Source organism: Alishewanella sp. d11, from assembly GCF_049390205.1.
GTDB lineage: Bacteria > Pseudomonadota > Gammaproteobacteria > Enterobacterales > Alteromonadaceae > Alishewanella.
In genome coordinates, this window is record NZ_CP186547.1 from 2,714,394 (window position 1) to 2,735,967 (window position 21,574).

The 21,574-nt window shown below is 45.5% G+C and carries 20 protein-coding genes and 2 pseudogenes; 12 read left to right on the plus strand and 10 right to left on the minus strand.

Going from position 1 to position 21,574, the window contains the following annotated elements; translation table 11 throughout:
* Positions 1–40: 40 nt before the first annotated feature.
* The 3 genes and pseudogenes from ACO1PK_RS12390 to ACO1PK_RS12400 all read left to right on the plus strand — a co-directional run.
* Positions 41–811 (plus strand): annotated as a pseudogene (locus tag ACO1PK_RS12390) (PAS domain S-box protein); the annotation flags it as partial.
* A gap of 180 nt (positions 812–991) precedes the next feature.
* Positions 992–1,336: pseudogene (locus ACO1PK_RS12395) on the plus strand (methyl-accepting chemotaxis protein); the annotation flags it as partial.
* A gap of 30 nt (positions 1,337–1,366) precedes the next feature.
* Positions 1,367–1,753 carry an START domain-containing protein gene (locus ACO1PK_RS12400; protein ID WP_423185924.1) on the plus strand — a complete coding sequence of 129 codons (387 nt, stop codon included), beginning with the start codon at positions 1,367–1,369 and terminating at the stop codon, positions 1,751–1,753.
* 246 nt (positions 1,754–1,999) lie between these two features.
* Here the strand turns inward: ACO1PK_RS12400 and ACO1PK_RS12405 are convergent, their stop codons facing one another.
* Complete coding sequence (locus ACO1PK_RS12405) at positions 2,000–2,716, minus strand: LiaF domain-containing protein (protein ID WP_423185925.1); 717 nt, start codon at positions 2,714–2,716, stop codon at positions 2,000–2,002.
* A gap of 160 nt (positions 2,717–2,876) precedes the next feature.
* Here ACO1PK_RS12405 and ACO1PK_RS12410 point away from each other — a divergent pair, with 160 nt between their 5' ends.
* Positions 2,877–3,785, plus strand: coding sequence for an AEC family transporter (locus tag ACO1PK_RS12410; protein WP_423185926.1), 909 nt, complete (start codon positions 2,877–2,879; stop codon positions 3,783–3,785).
* Between the two features lie 154 nt (positions 3,786–3,939).
* Here ACO1PK_RS12410 and ACO1PK_RS12415 read toward each other — a convergent pair whose 3' ends face one another.
* A complete protein-coding gene (locus tag ACO1PK_RS12415; protein ID WP_423185927.1) occupies positions 3,940–5,157 on the minus strand; it encodes a TonB family protein in 1,218 nt (405 codons plus the stop codon).
* Positions 5,150–5,536 (minus strand): BlaI/MecI/CopY family transcriptional regulator, encoded by a 387-nt coding sequence (locus ACO1PK_RS12420; protein WP_423185928.1) that lies wholly within the window; start codon positions 5,534–5,536, stop codon positions 5,150–5,152. The genes ACO1PK_RS12415 and ACO1PK_RS12420 overlap by 8 nt, the downstream gene beginning before the upstream one ends.
* Before the next feature lie 366 nt (positions 5,537–5,902).
* On the opposite strand from ACO1PK_RS12420, the gene ACO1PK_RS12425 reads away from it, so the two are divergent.
* Positions 5,903–6,220, plus strand: coding sequence for a DUF6172 family protein (locus tag ACO1PK_RS12425; protein WP_423185929.1), 318 nt, complete (start codon positions 5,903–5,905; stop codon positions 6,218–6,220).
* A 97-nt stretch (positions 6,221–6,317) separates the two neighbouring features.
* The gene (locus ACO1PK_RS12430) at positions 6,318–7,589 is read left to right on the plus strand and encodes a DEAD/DEAH box helicase (RefSeq protein WP_423185930.1); all 1,272 of its coding nucleotides are present in this window, start codon (positions 6,318–6,320) and stop codon (positions 7,587–7,589) included.
* A 191-nt stretch (positions 7,590–7,780) separates the two neighbouring features.
* Here the strand turns inward: ACO1PK_RS12430 and ACO1PK_RS12435 are convergent, their stop codons facing one another.
* Together ACO1PK_RS12435 and katG are read right to left on the minus strand one after the other, a co-directional pair.
* On the minus strand, positions 7,781–8,437 hold the full coding sequence (locus tag ACO1PK_RS12435) for an SOUL family heme-binding protein (RefSeq protein WP_423185931.1): 657 nt from the start codon (positions 8,435–8,437) through the stop codon (positions 7,781–7,783).
* A 143-nt stretch (positions 8,438–8,580) separates the two neighbouring features.
* The gene (katG, locus tag ACO1PK_RS12440; RefSeq protein WP_423188217.1) at positions 8,581–10,800 is read right to left on the minus strand and encodes a catalase/peroxidase HPI; all 2,220 of its coding nucleotides are present in this window, start codon (positions 10,798–10,800) and stop codon (positions 8,581–8,583) included.
* 502 nt (positions 10,801–11,302) lie between these two features.
* Between katG and ACO1PK_RS12445 the strand changes: the two genes are divergently transcribed.
* Positions 11,303–11,953, plus strand: a complete 651-nt coding sequence (locus tag ACO1PK_RS12445) for a cupin domain-containing protein (protein WP_423185932.1) — start codon at positions 11,303–11,305, stop codon at positions 11,951–11,953.
* A gap of 126 nt (positions 11,954–12,079) precedes the next feature.
* Here the strand turns inward: ACO1PK_RS12445 and ACO1PK_RS12450 are convergent, their stop codons facing one another.
* Both ACO1PK_RS12450 and folM read right to left on the minus strand, forming a co-directional pair.
* Positions 12,080–12,646 carry a TetR/AcrR family transcriptional regulator gene (locus ACO1PK_RS12450; protein ID WP_423185933.1) on the minus strand — a complete coding sequence of 189 codons (567 nt, stop codon included), beginning with the start codon at positions 12,644–12,646 and terminating at the stop codon, positions 12,080–12,082.
* A 164-nt stretch (positions 12,647–12,810) separates the two neighbouring features.
* A complete protein-coding gene (gene folM / locus ACO1PK_RS12455) occupies positions 12,811–13,572 on the minus strand; it encodes a dihydromonapterin reductase (RefSeq protein ID WP_423185934.1) in 762 nt (253 codons plus the stop codon).
* Positions 13,573–13,811: 239 nt separating this feature from the next.
* Here folM and ACO1PK_RS12460 point away from each other — a divergent pair, with 239 nt between their 5' ends.
* The gene (locus ACO1PK_RS12460; RefSeq protein WP_423185935.1) at positions 13,812–14,438 is read left to right on the plus strand and encodes a LysE family translocator; all 627 of its coding nucleotides are present in this window, start codon (positions 13,812–13,814) and stop codon (positions 14,436–14,438) included.
* 126 nt (positions 14,439–14,564) lie between these two features.
* Positions 14,565–14,942, plus strand: a complete 378-nt coding sequence (locus tag ACO1PK_RS12465; RefSeq protein WP_423185936.1) for a hypothetical protein — start codon at positions 14,565–14,567, stop codon at positions 14,940–14,942.
* A 122-nt stretch (positions 14,943–15,064) separates the two neighbouring features.
* On the opposite strand, the gene ACO1PK_RS12470 is transcribed toward ACO1PK_RS12465, so the two are convergent.
* Positions 15,065–15,553 carry a fasciclin domain-containing protein gene (locus tag ACO1PK_RS12470; RefSeq protein ID WP_423185937.1) on the minus strand — a complete coding sequence of 163 codons (489 nt, stop codon included), beginning with the start codon at positions 15,551–15,553 and terminating at the stop codon, positions 15,065–15,067.
* Between the two features lie 112 nt (positions 15,554–15,665).
* Positions 15,666–16,418 carry a class I SAM-dependent DNA methyltransferase gene (locus tag ACO1PK_RS12475; RefSeq protein ID WP_423185938.1) on the minus strand — a complete coding sequence of 251 codons (753 nt, stop codon included), beginning with the start codon at positions 16,416–16,418 and terminating at the stop codon, positions 15,666–15,668.
* 128 nt (positions 16,419–16,546) lie between these two features.
* Between ACO1PK_RS12475 and ACO1PK_RS12480 the strand changes: the two genes are divergently transcribed.
* Entirely contained in the window at positions 16,547–17,530 is a 984-nt protein-coding gene (locus ACO1PK_RS12480) for a Kelch repeat-containing protein (RefSeq protein ID WP_423185939.1), read from the plus strand.
* On the opposite strand, the gene ACO1PK_RS12485 is transcribed toward ACO1PK_RS12480, so the two are convergent.
* Positions 17,527–18,420, minus strand: coding sequence for a LysR family transcriptional regulator (locus ACO1PK_RS12485; protein WP_423185940.1), 894 nt, complete (start codon positions 18,418–18,420; stop codon positions 17,527–17,529). The two genes, ACO1PK_RS12480 and ACO1PK_RS12485, sit on opposite strands and share 4 nt — an antisense overlap.
* Positions 18,421–18,734: 314 nt before the next feature.
* Here ACO1PK_RS12485 and ACO1PK_RS12490 point away from each other — a divergent pair, with 314 nt between their 5' ends.
* Positions 18,735–20,795, plus strand: a complete 2,061-nt coding sequence (locus tag ACO1PK_RS12490; protein WP_423185941.1) for a bifunctional 2',3'-cyclic-nucleotide 2'-phosphodiesterase/3'-nucleotidase — start codon at positions 18,735–18,737, stop codon at positions 20,793–20,795.
* A gap of 113 nt (positions 20,796–20,908) precedes the next feature.
* Positions 20,909–21,520, plus strand: a complete 612-nt coding sequence (locus tag ACO1PK_RS12495; protein WP_423185942.1) for a hypothetical protein — start codon at positions 20,909–20,911, stop codon at positions 21,518–21,520.
* Positions 21,521–21,574: the final 54 nt, after the last annotated feature.

A 21,574-nucleotide genomic window follows, 5' to 3' on the forward strand; every position in this document is an offset into this window, starting at 1 on the left:
ATTTTCCGTCATAAGTGCTTTGTTTAAAGGAATAATCAACATGTTTTCAATCTTTAAAGATAAGAGTGAGAAAGATGTCAATGCTGAACAAGCAGACCCTTATCAGGCGCTTGCTAAGCGCTATAATGCTTTACTTGAGCAGAGCTTGTTGATTGTAATATCAGCAAAAGGTACTGTTGAGGAAGTGAGTCCAAGATTTCTGCAATTACTGGGTAAGCCGCTGCTTGACATACAAGGCAAATCACTAAGTCATTTACTACATAGTAAATCGAAAGAGGCGTTGCCCTCCGCTTTTTGGCAAAACTTTTCTGCTGTAAGGGAGCTGTCCGCAGCACTTTATTTTACTAACAATCAAAAACAACCAAGTTTGCTAAATTGCCAGTTTGTGCCTGTTTACAACGGACAAGGCACTATTGACACTATTCAAATGATTGCGGTTGAAACTGTGCCAGAGAGCGAAAAAGCCCATAAAGACGCGCTGATCAGTGCTTTAGATAGATCTTTTGCGGTAATTGAGTTTGAACCCGACGGAACCATCATTACTGCAAACGATAACTTTACGCAAACCGTGGGGTATACTTTAGAGCAAATTCAAGGGAAGCATCACCGGATGTTTTGCGAGGAAGCTTTTTATAAAGATAACCCCAACTTTTGGCGCGACTTGGCGACAGGGAAATTTAGCTCTGGGCGTTTCAAAAGAGTGAATTCCAGAGGGGAAAGCATCTGGATTCAGGCAACTTATAATCCGCTGCGAGATGAAAACGGTAAGGTGTATCGCATAATTAAATTTGCTTCAGATATTACGGCCAGGATTAATGCCGCCATTGAGGCGGTGCAATTAGCAAAAGTGACTTCAGAAGAAACAACTTCTATTACCAAAACGTCGTTAAACACCTTAGACCTTGCAATTGAGACTTCAGAAAGTATAGTGGCAAAAATTCATTCTGCCTCGCAAGTCGGCAATATGCTGTTGCAACAATCTAGAGATATCAATGAGATTGTTACAACAATAAGAGCGATTGCAGAACAAACCAATTTGTTGGCACTTAACGCTGCTATCGAAGCGGCTCGAGCCGGTGAATCCGGCAGAGGTTTTGCTGTTGTTGCTGATGAAGTGAGAACCTTAGCTGGGCGCAGTGCTAGCGCGACAGCCGAGATCTCAAATGTGGTGCAAAAAAACCGAACGTTAATTGATAATATGGATAAAGAAATTGCGACAATTTCTGAGATCTCGCAAAACAGCAAAGCCAATATTGAAGTTATTGCCAGCGGTATCAATGAAGTTGAACAATGCGTAACACGTTTAGCCGAAGCTGTGCATAAAATTAGCCCTTAAATGAGGTTCGATGTTTGAAATGCAACGGTATTGGCAAAACCTAATCAACATACGCATATCGTGCATACCCAGTTTAAGGCGGTGTGGCCAGTATCGCCTCGGGATATAATTACGCGTTCGGTTTGGGAGCAAGACCTTAAAACGAAAGTACTCACATTAGATGTTACAGACATGGGGCAGCACTATGCAGAAAACCAAGGCTACGTTCGAATGCAGTATGTCTCAGGACAATGGACGTTAACGCCATTACCTGAGGGACAATTACATATTGCTTATCAAGGACAAGCAGATCCGGCAGGTCGCTTACCACGTTTTTTAAGTCATTCTGTAGCGTTAAAAGCCATCTTAAACACTTTCGAAAAACTGCCAAAGGTATTGCGGAATTATCAGCAAGCTTATCCCAACATAATCGAATAGTCTCGGCAGTATAGCCACACAAGTTGTTCGTTGTTTATGTACAGTTTGAAATATACACAGCACGAATATAGGGAACACTCCTAATCGGTTCGACTTCGCCTATCTGCATCATATCAACTTGTTTCAGTCAGTTATTTTAAGCTAATAATAAAAAAGGGTTTTAAAAATAGAAAGCACACTAATGCGACAGTTGTTATTAAAATAAACGCTGTGTTCCACGTAAAGCAAAACGCTTTTACGGCGATATCACTTTAGTCCAATCGCAGTACGAACGGATTTGGCGAAAAGACTAAAACGTTCTTTTAAACTGCGTTTTATGCTAACACTGAGCGAGCCTAACACCGAGTAACCTTCGATCCGGATAACATGGGTTTTCTGACCGGTTAGCCCATCGCAACTTACATTGTTGCTACTAGACGCTGCAATATTATTAATGTCACTAATCACAGCCACATGCTCGGGCACTAAAATGCTAATGCTGCCAAGCCAGTTAGCCGTGCGCACGGTCACCTGCTGTTGCTCAAAGAGCGCTTCTGAAAAATCGAGCTCTACTGACGACAGGGCATTGATAATCGTCAGTTGCGCTGGAACCCGCCAAGGGCCTGTGCGTTCATCGCTGCTTAACACTGAAAGTATGCGTTCCCCTTTGCTGGGATCGGAATTGGCAGCGCGGTTAGCCTCATGGTATGCGCTGTGTTGAGCCTGATTAGGCTGTGCTGTGGCGTTAAAGCTCTGTGCCCACATCGCTCGGTATTTGGCATCAGGTAATAAGCTTAAATCGGCAACCTGCTCGGCTAAAAGTAGGTGATCATCAGAATTGGTGGCAATATCCAGCCGTCGTTCAAAGGCTTGTTCTGAAATAATGCCATGGCTGTAGTTCATAATAAGCTGGTCAATCACCTCTTCCCTGACCTGCGCAATGGGCCTGTCCTCTAGTTTTACGCCTGTGGTATCAATTGCCATGCCGTTTTCCTTTTAAAATAATATTGCCCAAAGTGCAGCGATCATTATGTAGCTAGGTGTATTATCATGGCGCAGCTTAGTGCAGTATTAAAGTTAAAAATTGTAATAATGTTTAACCGTTCTTGCAGTGCCATGCTTATTGCTGGCGATAGGAAAATAGATGCTGCAGATAATTTTGGCCCTAGTGCCAGTGTTTACGTTACTGATGATAGGTTTCTTTGCCCGTCGTAAGGGTTTTCCCGGCGAAGGCTTTTGGGCACCGGCTGAGCGCTTGACCTATTATCTGCTTTTTCCCGCCTTACTGATTAATAGCCTGAGTCAGGCCAGTCTCTCTGGCACCGAGACTGTGCGTATTGTGCTGGCGATCTTATTATTGCTGGCGCTTATGAGCAGCCTGTGTTTCTTGTTAAAAAAGCCATTACAAGCGGGTTTTGCAGCTTATACCTCTTTTTATCAAGGCAGTATGCGCTTTAATAGCTTTGTGGCGCTTGCGACGACCTCGGCGCTGTTATCGACAGCGGGGTTAGTGGTTGCCGCTATTATCGTGGCGGTGATGATCCCTATTTTGAATATCTTGTGTGTGTTGGTGTTTGCCAGTGAAAAAGGTCTGCAAGCAAACCTAAGACCCACGCTCAAGGCGTTAGCCACTAACCCGCTGATTCTCGCTTGTGTTGCGGGCGTTGTGTTAAATCAGTTAGGCGGTTTGCCCACAACGCTGGCTGTTACGCTTGGCTTGCTTGGGCAAATGGCCTTGCCTTTGGGCTTATTGTCGGTGGGCGCGGCGCTTGATCTTAGTGCGCTTCGCACATCCGGCCGGGTACTTTATATCTCAGCAGGCATTAAACTTTTGTTGTTCCCGCTGGTTGCCTGGGGCGTGGCGTATGGGTTGCAACTCTCGCTATTGGCCTCTCAGGTACTAATTATTTTTGCGGCTATGCCCACGGCAACTTCTGCTTACATCTTGGCTCGGCAGTTAGGCGGCGATGCGCCTTTGATGGCAGCGATCATTACCGCACAAACCCTGTTTGCGATGTTAACCATACCCCTAGTATTGTTGTTTTTACGCTGATGTAATTTTGAAATAGCAGTTTCGCCTTGTTATCAAGGGTAATGGCCGGCTACCAGAAAATGCAATAACGCAGCGTCATTGAAGACGCTGCGCAAAACGCTGCCTTATTGCACTTTTAAAGCGTTCAGTGTTTTAATCCTGCGGCTTTTTAGGCTTAGTGAGAGCCTTTGCCTACAGACGGTGTTACTTTTACGCGTTCCAGATCGTATTGCTCTAAATCTAATGCGAACTCTAGCTGAACTAGTTGATCCTTATGTGTAACGCCCGTTGCAGAATATGTCCATTGCTCCAGAGCGCGAATCGCTTCTTTGTCGAATACTTGCTCAGGAGACGATTTGACAACACGAACATTGCTCACCTTGCCATGGGCATCAATATCGAATTTTAGCTGGACATAACCGTCAATGCTTTGCTGTGCAGCTTGAATTGGATAGCGCGGTTCAATACGCATCACCGGTTTGGGGGCTGCAGATTTAGCGCCATCGGCTAAGAGTGGTTGTTGCAATAAGAGTGTGCCGGCAACCACCAAAGCCATAGTGCTCAGTAATATCGTTTTACTAAAGCCATGCTGCCGCTGAAGCTGAATAATACGTTGTTTCATCGTGTTAAAATCTCCGTAATGGTGAGTAAGCGGCCACCAAAATTGTGGTGACTGCTGTGTGTTGCTTAGTAAGGCATAACCATAAGCAATTCTTTCTGACTTACCTGCATTGCGAGTAACCACTGCATCGCAAGCCAGTTCCTGAGCTTGGCGGTAATAACGATAGGCCAGCCAAACCAAAGGGTTAAACCAAAAAATACTGACTAGACCCAAGGCTAGATAATTTAGATGTAAGTCGCCACGGCGCCAATGTGTAAGCTCGTGCTGCAGGATCAGTTGTTGTTGGGTAGGATCAAAGCGAGTAAAAAAGTCATTTGGTAGCAACACCTTGGGTGAGCGAAAGCCGGTGATCCAAGGCCCGCTTTGATCATGGGCTTGCCGGCAACCAGAAAAGCCTCTTATGCTAACTGGTGTGGCTCGATAAAACGTAACTCGGCTAAGCATATAGCTAACCCCCAGCGCCGTGATACAAACAACCATGCCGGTTACCCAGATGGACGTTAACCAGAAAGATGATTGTAACCAACCATTGAGCTGTTCTGGCACAGTAATAGCTGGTAACGACACAGTAAAATAGTCAATAGTGCCCTGAAAACCACTATGTGACGCTACTGCAGCCGCCAGTTTAACCAACAAAAACACGGGTACCGCCAACCATAAGGCATAAAGATTAACCGCACCCAGTTGTGATACTAAAGTTCGTTGTATCAGCAGCAGTGCCGCAAGTAAAACAGACAGGGGCAGACTTGTTTCTAACAGCGTGTTAATCATGTTTTTGCTCCTGTTCTTGTTCCCAATGCGCGATTAGCTGTTTTAGTTGAGCAACGTCATCGGCATTTAATTTATTTTGCTTAGCAAACCCAGCAACCAACGGGGTAATTCTGCCGGCAAATAAACGTTCAACAAAGCTGCGGCTTTGCTGCTGTTGATAATCTTGCTTGGCGATCAAGGGGTAATAAAGATAAGCTCTTCCGTCTTTTTCAAAGCCTAGCGCCTTTTTCGCTACTAGGCGGTTTAACAGGGTTTTTACGGTTTTTTCGTGCCATTCTGTGGCGTTATCTAATGCTGCTACCACTTCATTAGCGCTTAAGTTTGGGGTTTGCCATAAAACCTGCATTACCACCAGTTCAGCATTACTAATATCAGTCATATTATTACCCTTGATTACTGTTGTAATACTTAAACTATTACACGTGTAATCTAATTGATCAAGTTAATATTCGATGTTGCGGCTGTTATTTTTTTGAACGGCTTAACGACCTTACGGGTTGTGTGCAATCTGCAAATGGGATTGTCTGTAGCGATCTGTATTGAGACTATAATAAAGAAGAGTTTTTAATGCGGTTAACAGGAAAGTTTACTGACCCACGCTAGCCTAAACGCCGCTTTATGCGCAAAAGGGTAATGATTTACACTGAAATAGCAGATAGTGGCAGTTATCTGTGGCAGATCCATGTAGAATACGCGGCTAGAAGCGTACCTTGTTTACGCTTAGTGTACACCTGTAGGAATTTTAATGAAAAAAACATTCGCGTTAACCCACCCAAAACTGAATACCGCGCGCTTAGTAGATGCGATTAAGCATGATATTAAAAAATATTTAAGACGCGAGCGCGGTAAAGCCTTGCCTGCAGGGCAAGATTACTGGGCGTTTGATTGTCGGTTTGGTGCATCTGCAGAAACTGCTGTTAAAATCTTTAACTCGGAAATTAATAAACATATTGATGCAGCAGTAGCACAGGACTATCCGCAGTTTTATCTGGAGATCCTGGCCAAGGCGTCTAAGTTTGCACCACGCAACGAACTCGATTTTGATCTTGAGAACGCTGAGTAACGCTTAGCATTAAACACAGCAACAGATTAGGATTTAACGTTTTGCCAGCTTTGTGCATCGCGAGGTCCTCATACAGTTACATTGCAGAGGAACCTATATGCAATTTTCATCGTTAGATTTAGCACCTGATTTACAACGCGCCTTGCTGGCATGCGGTTACAGTGAAATGACACCGGTACAAGCCCAAGCCATAGTGCCGGCCCGTCGCGGTAAAGATTTACAAGTTACCGCGCAAACCGGTACCGGTAAAACAGCCGCTTTCGCGATTCCTGTTTTACAGCGCATGCTGGATAAACCCAAAGCTACCACCGAACGTCGTCCAAGAGCGTTAATTCTTACGCCAACCCGCGAGTTAGCCGAACAAATCGCCAATGCCATAACGGCGTATGCGCAGTTTTTGCCGATTAGTGTTACCGCGCTGTACGGTGGGGTAAAAATGGGTGGTCAAGCCAATAAACTGACAGCGGGTGTTGATCTGGTGATCAGTACACCGGGCCGCTTGCTAGAGCATATGGCACTGGGTAACGTGATTTTAAGCGACGTCGAGTTTGTGGTGCTGGATGAAGCCGATCGTATGCTGGATATGGGCTTTAGTACTGATGTGTTAAAGCTGCTGCAAATGACTGCTGATTCACGTCAGACTATGCTGTTCTCGGCGACGACCTCACCAGCAGTGAACGAGTTATCGCATAAGATCTTGAAAAACCATCAGCAAATTCGTGTCGCCAAAACCAACAGTACGGCTGATACGGTCAATCATGTGGTGTATCCGGTTGAAGAAAGCCGTAAAATCGAGTTGTTTGAACAATTACTCGCTGAGCACAATTGGTTTCAAGTGTTGGTGTTTACCAGTACCAAAGAGCAAGCCGACCGTTTGTTAGCCGATCTGCAAAAAAACAAAGTGAATGCCGCGGTGTGTCATGGCGATAAAAGCCAAGGTACACGTCGGCGCGCTATCGCCGATTTTAAATCGGCAAAATTACAGGTGTTAATTGCCACTGAAGTTGCCGCTCGCGGTTTAGATATTCAGGGCTTGGACTATGTGGTTAACTTTAATCTGCCGTATTTGCCGGAAGATTATGTGCATCGGATCGGTCGTACCGGTCGTGCTGGCGCCTCGGGTAATGCCATTTCTTTTGTCAGTCGCGAAGAAGAGCAAACCTTAGAGCGAATTCAAAAGCTGATTGGTAGCAGTATCAAGCGGGTAGTGAAACCGGGTTTTGAAGTCAGTAATCGTGGCTCTTTGCTAAAAACCATCTCACGCAAGGTACTGACAGGGCGTTCTAATAAAGCCACTGAAACCACTATTGACCTGCAAAAAAATCAACAGCCGAAAGCAAAAGCCAAGGCGAAACCACGCGCGAAATAACGCGAAAAGATACGGGGAAATATTGCTGGTTTTCCCGAGTATACATAGATAATGCCGCCAAGTTGGCGGCATTTTTAATTGATACATTTCTAGGTAACCACTATTCACTAACTCGTCTAGGGCAATTGTGTCTTATCAGCGCTTTATCGATAGGAGTGTTACTTTAGGCCTGCCAGCGAATGCACAATTTTTTAGGGTGCTAAGCTAGCGCGACTTGCTACTTCCAGCTCAATCAGGATTTCATTGCGCCGAAGCATCGGTAAGGTAAGTGGCCCATTATAGCCAGCTTCAATTGGTGCGCCAGCTGCGGTATAGCCGTTTGCGCTTAGCCAGTCTTGCAGTAATTTGCTTTGTTTGGCCACATTGCGTTTACTCAGGGTGCCGCTAAATTGGATGGCAGCCACGGTATAGTTTGTTATTTCACTGACCACGACATCGGGATCGGTGGGTTTGGGCGTGGTTTGTAGTGTAAAGTCTTTTGGCATCACAAAAGACATCATGGCGTTTTCTTGCTGATTACTTATAAACACTGGCGCGGTCATGGCAATTTTGGTGCCTTGTGCCATCGCATTGCTATTGTCCATAAACACCGGTGCCGTCATCGCAATAGGCGTTGCACCTTCGTTGTCACCACTGATATAACGGAATAACTTTCTAAAGGCGCTATTGCGGCCATCTCCCGCCATGCTGGTGGAAACTAAGACCATAGTATCGTAACGCCGTACTTCAATCCGTTGTTGCTCATCGGCTTTAAGCAGGGTGTAAGGGGCGTTTTCAACACCGGTATGCCCAAACACTGAGCAGCCAGCCAGCATAAGTGTGCCTAGTGTTAAGAGAAGTCGTTTCACTGCTTTTCCTTATTGTTGCTCGTTATTTATTACTGATACGGGCAACCAGACAGAAAGTACCAAGGCTTTTCCAGATTTTTCTTTTGCAGCAAGAAAAAAGGGCCGAAAGGCCCTTTGCGATAAAGGTTACTGTATTACTGTGCTTAGCGATCCAGTTCCATGACTTTGGTCCAGGCTTTAACAAAGTCCTCGACGAATTTCTTTTTCGACGTGTCAAAGGCATACACCTCAGCAATGGCACGTAACTCGGAATTGGAGCCAAACACTAAGTCAACAGAGGTAGCAGACCATTTCTTCGTACCTGTCTGACGATCAAAGCCTTCATACAGTCCTTCCGTTGCGGCTTTACGCCATACGGTCGACATATCCAGTAAATTAACGAAGAAATCGTTATTTAAGGTGCCTGGTTTGTCGGTAAAGACACCGTGCTTGGCGCCTTGATAGTTAGCATCCAGCGCACGTAAACCACCAACTAACACGGTCATTTCCGGTACTGTTAGATCTAACTGATCCGCTTTGTCGACTAACATCTCTGTTGGCGACTTATAGCTGTTGTTAGCATCAAAATAGTTTCTAAAACCATCGGCTGTCAGTTCTAACAAACCAAAAGACTCTACATCAGTTTGCGCTTGTGTTGCATCACCACGGCCTGGGTTAAAGGGCACTTTTACTGGGAAGCCAGCATCTTTAGCGGCTTTTTCCACTGCAGCAGTACCGCCCAACACGATCAGATCTGCAAGTGATACCTTTCTTCTGCTCTTGTTAAAGTCAGCTTGAATGCCTTGCAGCACCGCTAACACCTTAGCCGTTTCGGCTGGATTGTTAACAGCCCAATCTTTTTGTGGCGCCAGCGCAATACGAGCACCGTTGGCACCACCACGCATATCGGAATCACGATAGCTTGCTGCTGCAGCCCAGGCTACGCGCACCAGCTCTGGTACGGTTAAACCTGACGCTAAGATCCGAGTTTTTAACGTGTTCACATCGCGATCATTAATAGTCGATTGTGTACTTTCATCAATCGGATCTTGCCAAATCAGGATATCTTTTGGTACTTCCGCGCCTAAGAAATTACGTGTCGGCCCCATATCGCGGTGTGTTAGTTTGTACCAAGCTTTCGCAAAGGCTAAACGGTATTCTTCAGGGTTGGCTAAAAAGCGCTCGGCAATTTTGCGATACTCTGGATCGTATTTTAGGGCTAAATCGGCAGTGGTCATCACCGGCGGATTAAATTTACCTTTAACATGCGCATCCGGTACCGAAGTATGCAGGGCTGCATCGGTTGGGATCCACTGAATAGCACCGGCTGGGCTGCGCGTTTGCTGCCAGTCAAAGTTAAGCAGATTGCTTAAATACAAAGTCGTCCAACGAGTAGGAGCTTGTGTCCACGCGCCTTCTAAACCACTGGTAATGGTATCTTCCGAATGACCTTTACCACAGTTGTTTTTCCAGCCTAAGCCTTGTTCTTCCAGACCTGCTGCACCTGGCTCGGCTTCTAAACAGTCTGCAGGTTTGTGCGCACCATGCATCTTACCAAAGGTATGGCCACCAGCAATTAAGGCTACGGTTTCCTCATCGTTCATCGCCATACGGCCAAAGGCAACGCGAATATTTTTCGCTGAACCTACTGGATCTGGTACACCGCGTGGGCCTTCAGGATTTACATAAATTAAACCCATGTGAGTGGCACCCAGCGGGCGCTGCAATTTACCATCAACATCTTCCCGATCGCTCGCCAGCATTTCGACTTCTGGACCCCAGTAGACTAAATCCGGTTCCCAATCATCAGCGCGGCCACCGGCAAAGCCATAGGTTTGAAACCCCATATTTTCTAATGCGACGTTACCCGCTAAGACAATTAAATCTGACCAAGATAGAGCTTCACCGTATTTTTGCTTAATCGGCCATAAAAGGCGACGGGCTTTATCAAGGTTAGCATTATCTGGCCAGCTGTTGAGTGGGTCAAAACGTTGCTGGCCACCACCGGCACCGCCACGACCATCTAGCGTGCGGTAGGTCCCGGCGCTGTGCCACGTCATTCGGATAAAAAACGGACCATAGTTGCCAAAGTCGGCTGGCCACCAATCTTGAGAGGTGGTTAAAAGCTTATCGATATCTTGTTTTACCTGCTGTAAATCAAGCTGGCTAAAGGCTTTACCGTAGTCGAAATCAGGACCATAAGGATTTGAACGGTCATCGTGGGCGCGCAGCGGAGATAAATCCAGTTGATTAGGCCACCAAAATTGGTTATTTCTGATCGCACCAACAGCTGCGTTGCCAGAGCCCATAGCGCCTTGTGGTTTGCTAATTTCAGCGCCTTTGTCTGCCATTGCCGCGCCTGAGGCAATTAATAAGCCCACCATACCTGCCAGTAATGTTTTTTTAAATCGTTGTTGAGTCATGTCGGTCTCCTTCAAAACCTTCTGATAAAAGCTCGGATTGTTACTACTTAAACCCAAGCTCCATTTTGCTTTTAAAAGGATAAAAGGGTTTAGTTAAGCCAGCAGCCTAATGCTGCGCTGTCTTAGTTGAGTAACAATTCAAATAGTATAGGAAACCCCTAATAGTTTATTGTGAATAAAATGAATTGACCTTATCGATTAATTTAATCGATGCCGTTGATATGACGTAGTGCTGGCTAATTAAGATATCTACTGGTAGGTAGTTTTGTTGATCTGGCTAGGTTTTGGTAGTATAGTTTTGCTTACCTACCTATAGGTATTTTGATTAAGTGTGGCTTTACTGCCTTATTAAAGACAATTGCGGCATTGTTTAAGCTAAGTCGCTAACGCCGTCGTAATTAACTTGCTTACGCTAGCGTAAGTCCGTCGTTAATGCTGCATGCCAATTTTTGAGGTTAAGACTATGTTAAATATGAATTTTGCAAAGCGGGTGGTGATGCACTCGGCTGAGCAAGCTTGGCAGCCAAGTCCGATGGCTGGCGTATGGCGTAAGCCCTTGGCCAGAGAAAATGTGGAGTCAGGTCATGCCACCAGTATAGTTAAGTACGAAGCTGGCTCTCACTTTGCTGAACATGCGCATCCGAGAGGGGAAGAGATTCTGGTACTGGATGGCGTATTTAGCGATGAAACGGGTGATTATGCTGCCGGGAGTTATTTGCGTAACCCGCCCGGTACCTCTCACAGTCCTTTTAGTGAAACTGGCTGCGTGTTATTTGTGAAACTGCATCAGTTTGCGCCGGGTGATAATAAAATTGTGCGAATTAACACGGCGACTACAGCTTGGTTGCCTGGACAAGGTGGGCTTTCAGTGATGCCGCTGCATAGTTTTGCTACTGAGCATACCGCTTTAGTTCGTTGGCCAGCGAAAGAAATATTCAAACCGCATCGACATTTTGGTGGTGAAGAGATCTTAGTGTTACAAGGAACTTTTAAAGACGAACACGGTGCTTATCCGGCACTGACTTGGCTAAGAAGTCCGCATTTAAGCCAGCATCATCCTTATGTTGAGGAAGAAACCATTATTTTGGTAAAAACCGGTCATTTGCCTGATTAAGCGTATATGGGATTTAGCGTAGGTGCACATGCGCAATAGCGAAGTTTTGCGGGCGTATTGGCTGACACAAACCAGTAATTTGCAACGCCTCTCCGCTCGCTTCGAGGCGTTATAGCGTTAAGGTATTTAAACCGGATTGCTACTTAGCAGGCGAGGTAAATCCGTACTGATGCTATCAAAGATCTCGGCATGATCTAATACTTTACTCATTAATAACGCACCTTCCATGGTTGCCAGTAACCATGCCGCCCTTTGTTGAGCAGTGTGAAGATCTAAGCCTGCATTAACAAACACCTCGGTAGTTAACCAAGCCAGATTGCTATCAAAAAAACGTTTAGTGGCTAACTTAATTGGCTCGGGTAACACGTCAGATTCGCTCGCGAGTTGACCACATAAGCACATTTTTTTATCGCGTGTCGCCGCCTGTCTAAACAGATTAATATACTCTGATAAGCGCTCAGTGGATTGAAGTTTATGCTGGCTTAGCGCTTGTAATAAATCGATAAAGCGTTCGGTATAACGGGTTGCCACCGCAACGCCTAAGTCGGTTTTTGTTGGAAAATGATAATGAATACTGGCACTTTTAATGCCAATTACCTTGGATATTTCACGAAAACTAAAGGAGTTATAGCCGCCTGCCCGAACTTGTATTTCTGCAAGGTCAATAATTTTGTCTACAGTACTATTTGCCATCTTTCTGTTTACACTTTAAATGATATTAGCTTAAGTGCAAATCAGTATAAATGTTAAGCCTACCTAAAGATAGGCTTAACTGATTAAAGAAACGCTCCACCTCAATGTTGTGGAAAGAGTGAGAAAGTGTGCAGTACTTTGGAGACTGAGGCGGCTCTTATTTATTAAGGCAAGTTTAAATGCCTACCACCATCCAATGCCAAAATGCGGCCGGTAATATAACGGCTGTTCAGTAAATACAAAATGCTTTGCCACACCTCATCCGGACCAGGTTCAATCGCCATCAACGATTTTGCCAGCGCCTTTTCCCGATAAGCCGCATCGTCACCTTCATTAAACATTAATAGCGCTGGCGCAATGGCATTCACTTTAATTTTGGGGGCGAGTTTGCGCGAAAGTGACAATGTCAGGTTTTCCAGCGCAGCTTTCGATGCAGCATAGGCTTGGTGCTTACTGCTGCCAACGGCCGCGACAAAGTCGGTAAGGTGAATAATATCTGCTGTTGAACTGCCGCTAAGTTGGGGTAACAACGCGCGATTTAATAGATAGGGTGCCCGAGCATGAATATGCTGCATGGCATCAAATACCGCGGCATCTTGTGCTAATTGATTTAACAGATTAGTCGAAGAGCTAGCAGGGGCTAAGGGTAAATCTGCCTGCCAGCTGGATGCGTTATGGATAATGGCCCGTAGGGTAGGATACACCGATAGCGCTTCAACAAAGCCAGCCATATCGGTCAAGGAGCTAAAGTCAGCTTGAATACAATGCGCACCCGCCTCTTGCAGTGCGGCGATACCCGGTGAGTGTTTGCGGTAACTTACTACTACCTGATAGCCATGCTTAAGCAGTTGAGTCGCACAATACAAACCAACGCGCTGACCGGCGCCAGTAATCACAATAACGTCTTTTTGAGATGTGGTATTCATAATCACTTTCTGTTAGTAAAAGCCTTTAATACGCAGAATAATGGCTAAAAGTTTTATCGATTGGCATAGTAGCGTTCATTATACATTATTGTCTTTTTTCACCTATTAATTTGACCTAGCTTAGGTGGTTCATAAATTCTTCAACAAGATCTTACCTAAAACAATGTTATGGTATTGACCGTTATTGTCGCTTCGCGACCGCATGGCTGTATTATCAGAAACGGTTTTGGATATACCCTATGTTGGAATGGATTATCATTGCCACGCTTTTTTCATTATCTGCTTGTTTAAGTCCTGGACCGAATAACATCATGCTGTTTTTGTCGGGCATGAATTTTGGCGTTAGGCGCAGCTTACCTCACTATTACGGGATCTGCTTTGCTTATCCATTAAAAATTCTATTGGTTGGCATCGGCATTACTAATCTGGGTATGTGGTTGCCTTATGTTGCGGTCATAGCGCATATCGCGGCCATCATTTTTTTAATTTGGTATGTGTTACAGGTGTTACACGCTGCTGATAAGCGTTATATAGCCCATGACAAGCCGATGACTTACCATGAAGCTGAGTTATTTCAATGGTTAAACGTAAAGGGCTGGGCAGTCGCTATTTCTGCTAACACGCTGATACCTGCGCAAGCAGAGTGGCATCCCGCTTATTATTGTGTGCTATTAGCCGGCATTTTTACCTTGGTGAGTTTACCGGTTTATCAGTTTATTTTAAGGTTGGGTGTCTGGGTGAGGCATACCCAAAAAATGTATCAATTAAAGTTATATATCAACAAGCTAGCATCATTTTTATTAATTGGCTCAGCGCTGTTTTTGTTGTATGAGGAAGTCTCTACTCAGTTTACTGAGTTCTTTTGAACCGTAAAATAGTTAGTCTGCTTAATAAAGCTGTAGCTGTTTTGTAAATGTTAATTGCTTGCTGGAAAGTACTGATGTATAAATTTTTGATTAATATTACAGAAATCATTGATTTTTTGAGGCGTTATGAGCAAGCAATTCGTAACCAAAAGCGACGTTGCCGCGGCTGTTGATGCAGCATTTTGGTTTTTTTTAGTTGTTACCACATTGTTGGTATTGGCTTTTGCTGTCGGTCCATTAAAACTCAGTGCTATTACTTTGCTAAGTATAGTTTGGGGTACAGCTCTGGCAGGTTATTTATTTTTAGCCCTATTTGTTGGATGGCGTTTTCAACAAAAAGCACTTTGCACAATTCTCATGAGCATCCCGCCAATAGCCAGCACAGGGACTTCCTTTCGCTACATAGACGCTGATGCTATTTTTTTCGGGTATTGGTTGTTTGTGTTATTGCTAATTTTATTAAAAGAACTGGTATTAAAATATTTCGTTGTTCAAGAACAATGAGCAGAGCCTTTGCCGCTAAGTAATTTGAATGGTTATGCTGTCTTATGCATCATCAAAAAAAATGCGAATACTGAGTACGGTATCCGCATCCATTTAAGCGGTAATGTTACAGAAAATACCAATTAGCTTTTTGGTAATACTACGGTATCGATAACATGAATCACGCCATTACTGGTTGCAATGTCAGTGGCAATCACTTCTGCACCGTTGACAAACACCTTGCCGTCTTTCACTTCAATTGTTAAATCTTGGCCTTGTACTGTGGTTGCTGAAGTCAGCTTTACTACATCGGCCGCCATCACTTTACCGGCCACCACATGGTAAGTTAATACATTGGTTAATGCCGCTTTATCGGCGACTAAGGCATTTAAATCCGCTGCAGGAATTTTGGCAAAGGCGGCGTCATTTGGTGCAAATACCGTGAAAGGGCCTGCACCTTTTAACGTCTCAACTAAGTCAGCGGCTTGTACAGCAGTGACTAAGGTAGTGAAGCTGCCCGCAGCAATGGCAGTATCTACAATATCTGCTTTTGCTTTATGGTCATGGGCAAACGCATTTACTGATAACACAGAAGCGAAAAGTGCAGAGGTGATAAGAGTAGTAAGTTTCATCTTGATTCCTTTTTAAGTTGCCTGAATTAAGCCCTTGTAAGAACGACAGCAGTACAAAAAAGGATCAGTTTTATATTTTTTAAGAAAAAGTGATCTAGTTACAAAAACCAGCTCAGTTAGGTTTTTTGATACAAACGAACAGCGCATTGCCTTGATCTTGCTGCCAAGGTTGAATCACTTCGTAATCATGCGCTAGCCGATGCACGTCAAAATAGGTCGCGAGTAGACTCTCTAATTGATCGAAGCTTACCGCCACCATCGTATGCTCATCTTGCCAAGTTTGCGTAAGTTGCGCGGTAGTTTTGGTAATGCGTAGTTTTAAGGCTTGTTGCTCGCCTTCGCCACGGTAATACCAAGCCGAGCTAAAATCGAACTTACTGTCTGCTTGCAGCGTGCTGTGACTCACCACGCTGGCGTTAGCGATTTTAGTTTTATCCACTGCATTAAAACAAAACATGCCCCCTGGCGTCAGTGCTTGATACACTTGCGCAATACATTGGGCTAATGCGCTAAGCTTTGCCGTGTAGTGGATGGAATACAAAAAGCAGGTAATGATATCTACGGCTTTTGGCAGCGTAAATTCGCACATATTCGCTTGCATAAAGACAGCTGCAGGACAACGCTGCTCTGCCAGCCTTAGCATCGGCAAATTTAAATCTAAACCGCTGCATTGGTAATCTGCCGCTAAAAAATGCTGAATATGTGGCCCAGTTCCGCAAGCCAGATCCAAATGTGCTTTACCACCGTTACCAAACAGCTTATGTAAGCGAATGGCCATTTGGCTTTGCGCCTGATAGTTGATATCGCAACACATCAGGTCGTAATAGCCAGATAAATCGGTATAAAGCGTGTTAACGTCAGACATGTATATTTGCCGGCAAAATAGGGTGGCGCATTTTATAGTAATTATGCAGCACGACGAAGCCCCTAGTGCGGGCGCGAGTAGATATTTTTGCAGTGGCTGTTTAAAAGAGGTTCTTAAGGAGAGCGCGGATGGCGAAATGCTTTTTAACGATACTGTTGTTGGTAGTAAGTCCCTTTGGTATGGCTCAGCAGTGGCACACTTTGGCAGCTATGCCGCAGGCTGTCCAAGAGATTTATCCTGCTGTGCATCAAGGCAGAATTTATGTTGCAGGGGGATTAAGTGATGATTTGCCGTTAAGCGAGCAACAAATGACTAACTTAGTGCAGATCTACGATCCCGCCACCAATAGCTGGGCTTTGGGGCCTGCCTTACCAGAACCGCGGCATCATGCTTATTTGGTCTCAGTACAAGAGCAGTTATTTTTATTTGGTGGCTTTGTGGTCGAGAACGGTGGGCGCTGGAGTGCCAGTAGCGATGTGTTATTACTGGATGAGCAAAGCCATAGCTGGCGCAAGATCGCATCCTTGCCACAGCCGTTAACCGAGACAACCGCAGCCGTGCTGCAAGGTAAAGTACATTTGGTATCTGGGCGTTCGCCACAGGGAGCAGAAAATGCGCAGTGGCGCGATCAGCAGGATGTTAACTGGCATTGGATCTTTGATCCGCAAACCTTGCAGGTAACAGAGGCCGCAGCGGTAGCGGAAGCGTTTAATAGCGCCACAGCGGTTGCGCTAAACGCGCAGTTTTATCTGATCGGCGGCCGTCAGGTTAATGGCGGAAATTTAGCTGTCTTGCAACGCTTCGATCTCACAACGGGTGTTTGGCAAGCGCTTGCGCCCATGCCGCAAGCTCAAGGCGGGTTGGCTGCCGCGGTGTTAGATAAGCAGATTTGGGTGTTTGGTGGCGAGTATTTTAATGAGGGAGGTGGTGTCTATAGCCAAGTGTGGCGTTATGATCCGCCAACTGATAGCTGGCAACAGCAAGCATATATGCCACTACCACGGCATGGCTTAGGCGCCGTAAGCCTAAACGACGCGATCTACCTTATTGGCGGTGCGACTGCAGTGGGATTAAAAGCCACCTCCGCGGTACTGGAAAAGTTTTCGCGTTAAGTTGTAACGTGAACCTGTTTAGCCAGCGCAATAAAGGTTTCAATATGTTTATTGTGCTGCTCGTGTTTGCGATACCCCACGTGAATATGCTTGTGAATGCCTGCCTGACCAAGCCTAATGGCGACAATCGGCAGTGTTTTGGCATACTCTAACGCTAACCATTTTGGCAGGGCTGCTACACCGCGGTTAGCCGCCACCATTTGCAGAATAATATCGGTATCTTCTAGGGTTTTATGTTTTTGCGGCAAACATTGTGCCGGCAATAAAAACTGCTGAAAGATGTCTAATCTGGCTAGATCAACGGGGTAGGTTAGTAAGGTTTGATCGCTAAGCTGGTTTGGCAGCACCTTGCTTAATTTGCTCAGCTTACTTTGCGTACTAACAATCAGCACCTGTTCGTAGGGGAAGACGGCTTCAAACTGGATGCTGTCTTTTTGGATTGGATCTGGGGTGATCAAGAGATCAATATCGTAGTTAAACAGCGCGGCCATACCGCCAAACTGAAATTTTTGTTTAACATCGATATCTACGCCAGGCGAGGTCGCTAAAAAAGGGCTGACGATTCTAAGTAGCCACTGATAGCAGGGGTGACACTCCATACCAATATGCAAAGCGCCTTTTTCATTTGCGGCAAACTGGCGCAAGGTGTCTTCCATCCGTTCAAATTGGGGTATTAAGCGATTCGCCTGCGCTAATAAATAGTCACCCGCCTGGGTTAATTTAATATTGCGGCCATCTTTGACCCATAAACTGACATTCGCCAGTTGCTCAAGTTTTTTTATACTGTGGCTAAGCGCGGATTGGGTTAAATGCAGACTGTCAGCGGCAGCGGTTAAGGAACCTTTGTCGGCAATTTCGCGCAGAATACAAAGATGGATTTTTTCTAACATAGAGCCGCTCTGTTTTATGATTTATATGAATAAAATTCACGTAATGGCAAGAATATAGCATTTTAAATCATAAATGTTAGCTTGTTTTGCTGCTGGGTGGCTAAGTTCGTATTGGTAGGGAGGGTAAGGTTTACCGCAAGATGTATGCTAGTTTGGCGCATTTTAATGAAATAATACCCAACATACCTTAAATTAAAGCAAAATTTTCTCAATGTACTGTTAGCGCAATGTCGCGTTAATTAAATCAAAGCAGATTAAGTATTTTGCTCAAATGCTTTAATCAGTATCTTGTACGCCGTTATTAAGGGTTATTTATGCGTTTATTGAAACTAAGTCGCAGCCGTCTTTCCATACTGTGTTTGGCGATAGTTACCGGCCTCACGGCGTGCTCCAAAGCTTCAGACGAGAGCATAATAACGGTTCAGTTAAGAGTGTTAGAGACCTCAGATCTCCATGCGAATATCATGGATTATAACTATTATACTGACACCACAGACGCCACTATGGGCTTAGCCCGCACGGCCAGCCTTATTGCCAAAGCCCGTGCTGAAGTGAAAAATACCGTGCTAGTCGATAATGGCGATCTTATTCAGGGCGGTCCCTTGGGGGATTATGTGGCTTATAAAGGTTTGGCCGATGGCGAAGTGCATCCGCTGATGCAGGCCATGAATACCCTAAATTATGCTGCTGCCACCTTGGGGAACCACGAGTTTAATTTTGGCTTAGACTTTTTATATCGCACCGTAGCCGGCGCTAATTTTCCTTACACTATCGCGAATGTCTTTTGCGCCGTCGATAACTGCCGTGCCGGGGTAAAACAAGGCGAGACGCTTTACCCACCATACTTAATTAAAGCCACCGAAGTACTGGATGAGGCTGGGCAACGCCACACGCTTAACATTGGCTATATCGGCTTTGTACCGCCGCAAATTATGCAATGGGATAAGCAACATTTAGCCGGTCAGGTCACGGTGGCTAGCATCTTAGAAACTGCGCAGCAACGGATACCGCAAATGAAAGCTGAAGGGGCTGATGTGGTGATCGTGCTGTCGCATTCTGGTTTAGGCCAAGTCACTGATTCACCTGATCCGCAAGCTGAACATTTAGCCTATGCCCTGACGCGAGTACCCGGCGTTAACGCTGTACTGTCTGGCCACAGTCACTCGGTGTTTCCACATGCTCGCTATCAAGATCTGCCTAATACCGATCTGCAACGCGGGCTGATTAATGGTATTCCAACGGTATTACCCGGCCGCTGGGGAGATCATTTGGGCGTGGTGGATTTTACCTTGCAACGCAAGGGCAATGCTTGGCAGGTGCAGCAAGCCACCGCTAAGGTATTACCGGTGTTTGATAACCAGCAGAATCAGTCATTAGTTGCAGCCGATCCAAAGATTGTCGCCGCCATTGCCGAAGGACATCAAGGTACTATGGCCTTTATGCAGCGCACCATTGGCGTTGCTGCTACTGATATGTACAGTTTTTTAGCGCAAGTGCAGGATGATCCGACCGTGCAGATTGTAGCTGATGCCCAGCGCGCCCGCCTTGCTGCCATTTTACCGCCTGAATTACAGCATTATCCTATTTTATCTGCGGCAGCTCCTTTTAAAGCCGGCGGCGGTCGTCGTAATAGCAGCGATGCTAACCAATATGTCCAAGTGCCAAAGGGAGAGCTTAGTTTCCGTAATGCCGCCGATTTGTATTTATTTCCTAATACCTTAGTGGCGGTAAAAGCCAGTGGTGCAGAAGTAAAAGATTGGCTGGAGTGCTCGGCAAATCAGTTTAACCAAATTGACCTGACCAGCAGCGCACCACAGCAACTGATTAATACCCAGCATCAAACCTATAATTTTGATGTGATTGATGGTGTCCGTTATCAAATCGATGTCAGTCAGCCTGCCAAGTTTAATCAGCGCTGTGAGTTGGTTAATGCCAACGCCTCGCGCATTGTTAATCTCAGTTATACCGATGCCGAGGGTAAAACTTATACGGGGGATGACTTTGCCGCGCTACAATTTATCGTTGCCACTAACAACTACCGTGCCTATACCGGACTTTTTGCGGGCACCGGCAGTGATAAGGTGGTGTTAGAAGCGCCAGACACTAACCGCGAAGCCTTGGTGCAGTTTATTAGTCAGCAATCTCAGTATGATGCAGCAACAGAGCGCTATCTTGCTGCGGTAAACCCTGCAGCAGATCACAACTGGCAGTTGTTACCACTGCAAAGTGCGGTAGCACTGGATATCCGTTTGCAAACGCAAGACTCCAGCATTGCTGAACATTTTGTGAAAACGCAGCAGTTCTGGCCAATGACTAAACTAGCATCTTTAGCCACGGGTTTTGCAGACTATCGTATAAATCTGCAGCAACCTTAACTTTAGCAAAATCTGCGATTAGCCAAACGCAAAAAAAAACTCTAAGATAGAGCAAATAACCTTTAACCTGCAGCTAACTATGCTGCAGGTTTGTTGACGTTTTGGGAGTTTTTATGCGCTTGAAAGCAACAACATTAATGCCTGCGTGCTGCGCTACTTTGCTATTTTGTACCTTAACTTTGCCTGCCTGCGCCCAGCAAATGACTCCCCAGCAAAGCACGCTGCAGCAAAACACGCCGCAAACAAGCACGAAGACACCGCCTGCCAGTCAACCGGCTAGCAGTAGTAAAGCCTTTACCGATTGTAGCTTAATTGACTTTAAGGATATTGATAGCCAGAGCCTGACGAAAGCCGAATTAGTGCAAAAGATGGAACAAGATTTTGCAGATAATCTGAACAACAATGAAAAATGCATGTCAGAGGCAGTAACAGCAGGCGCGGAGCGGATCAGTGCTGCGGGTGCAAATGCCGCACAAACAGCGGGTGCGACAGCGACCACCCAGCAAGTGACCGGTTTAGGTGATAGCGACAGTCAACAGCCGCAAAATGCGCAAGCTGGACAAGAACAGATCAGTGCGACCTCAAAACCTACCGCAAAAGGCCAGGGGCAGCAAGGCAGTTCAGCGGTGTGTGATACCATCAAACAAGGTCTTGCTGCCGCAACTACCGAGACTGAGAAAACGCATTTTCGAGGTTTAATGGAACAATATGGTTGTAAAGCTTAATCAAAACGCTTTCACATTGCATGTAACAGTCAACGTATAGTCGCAAAAATGATG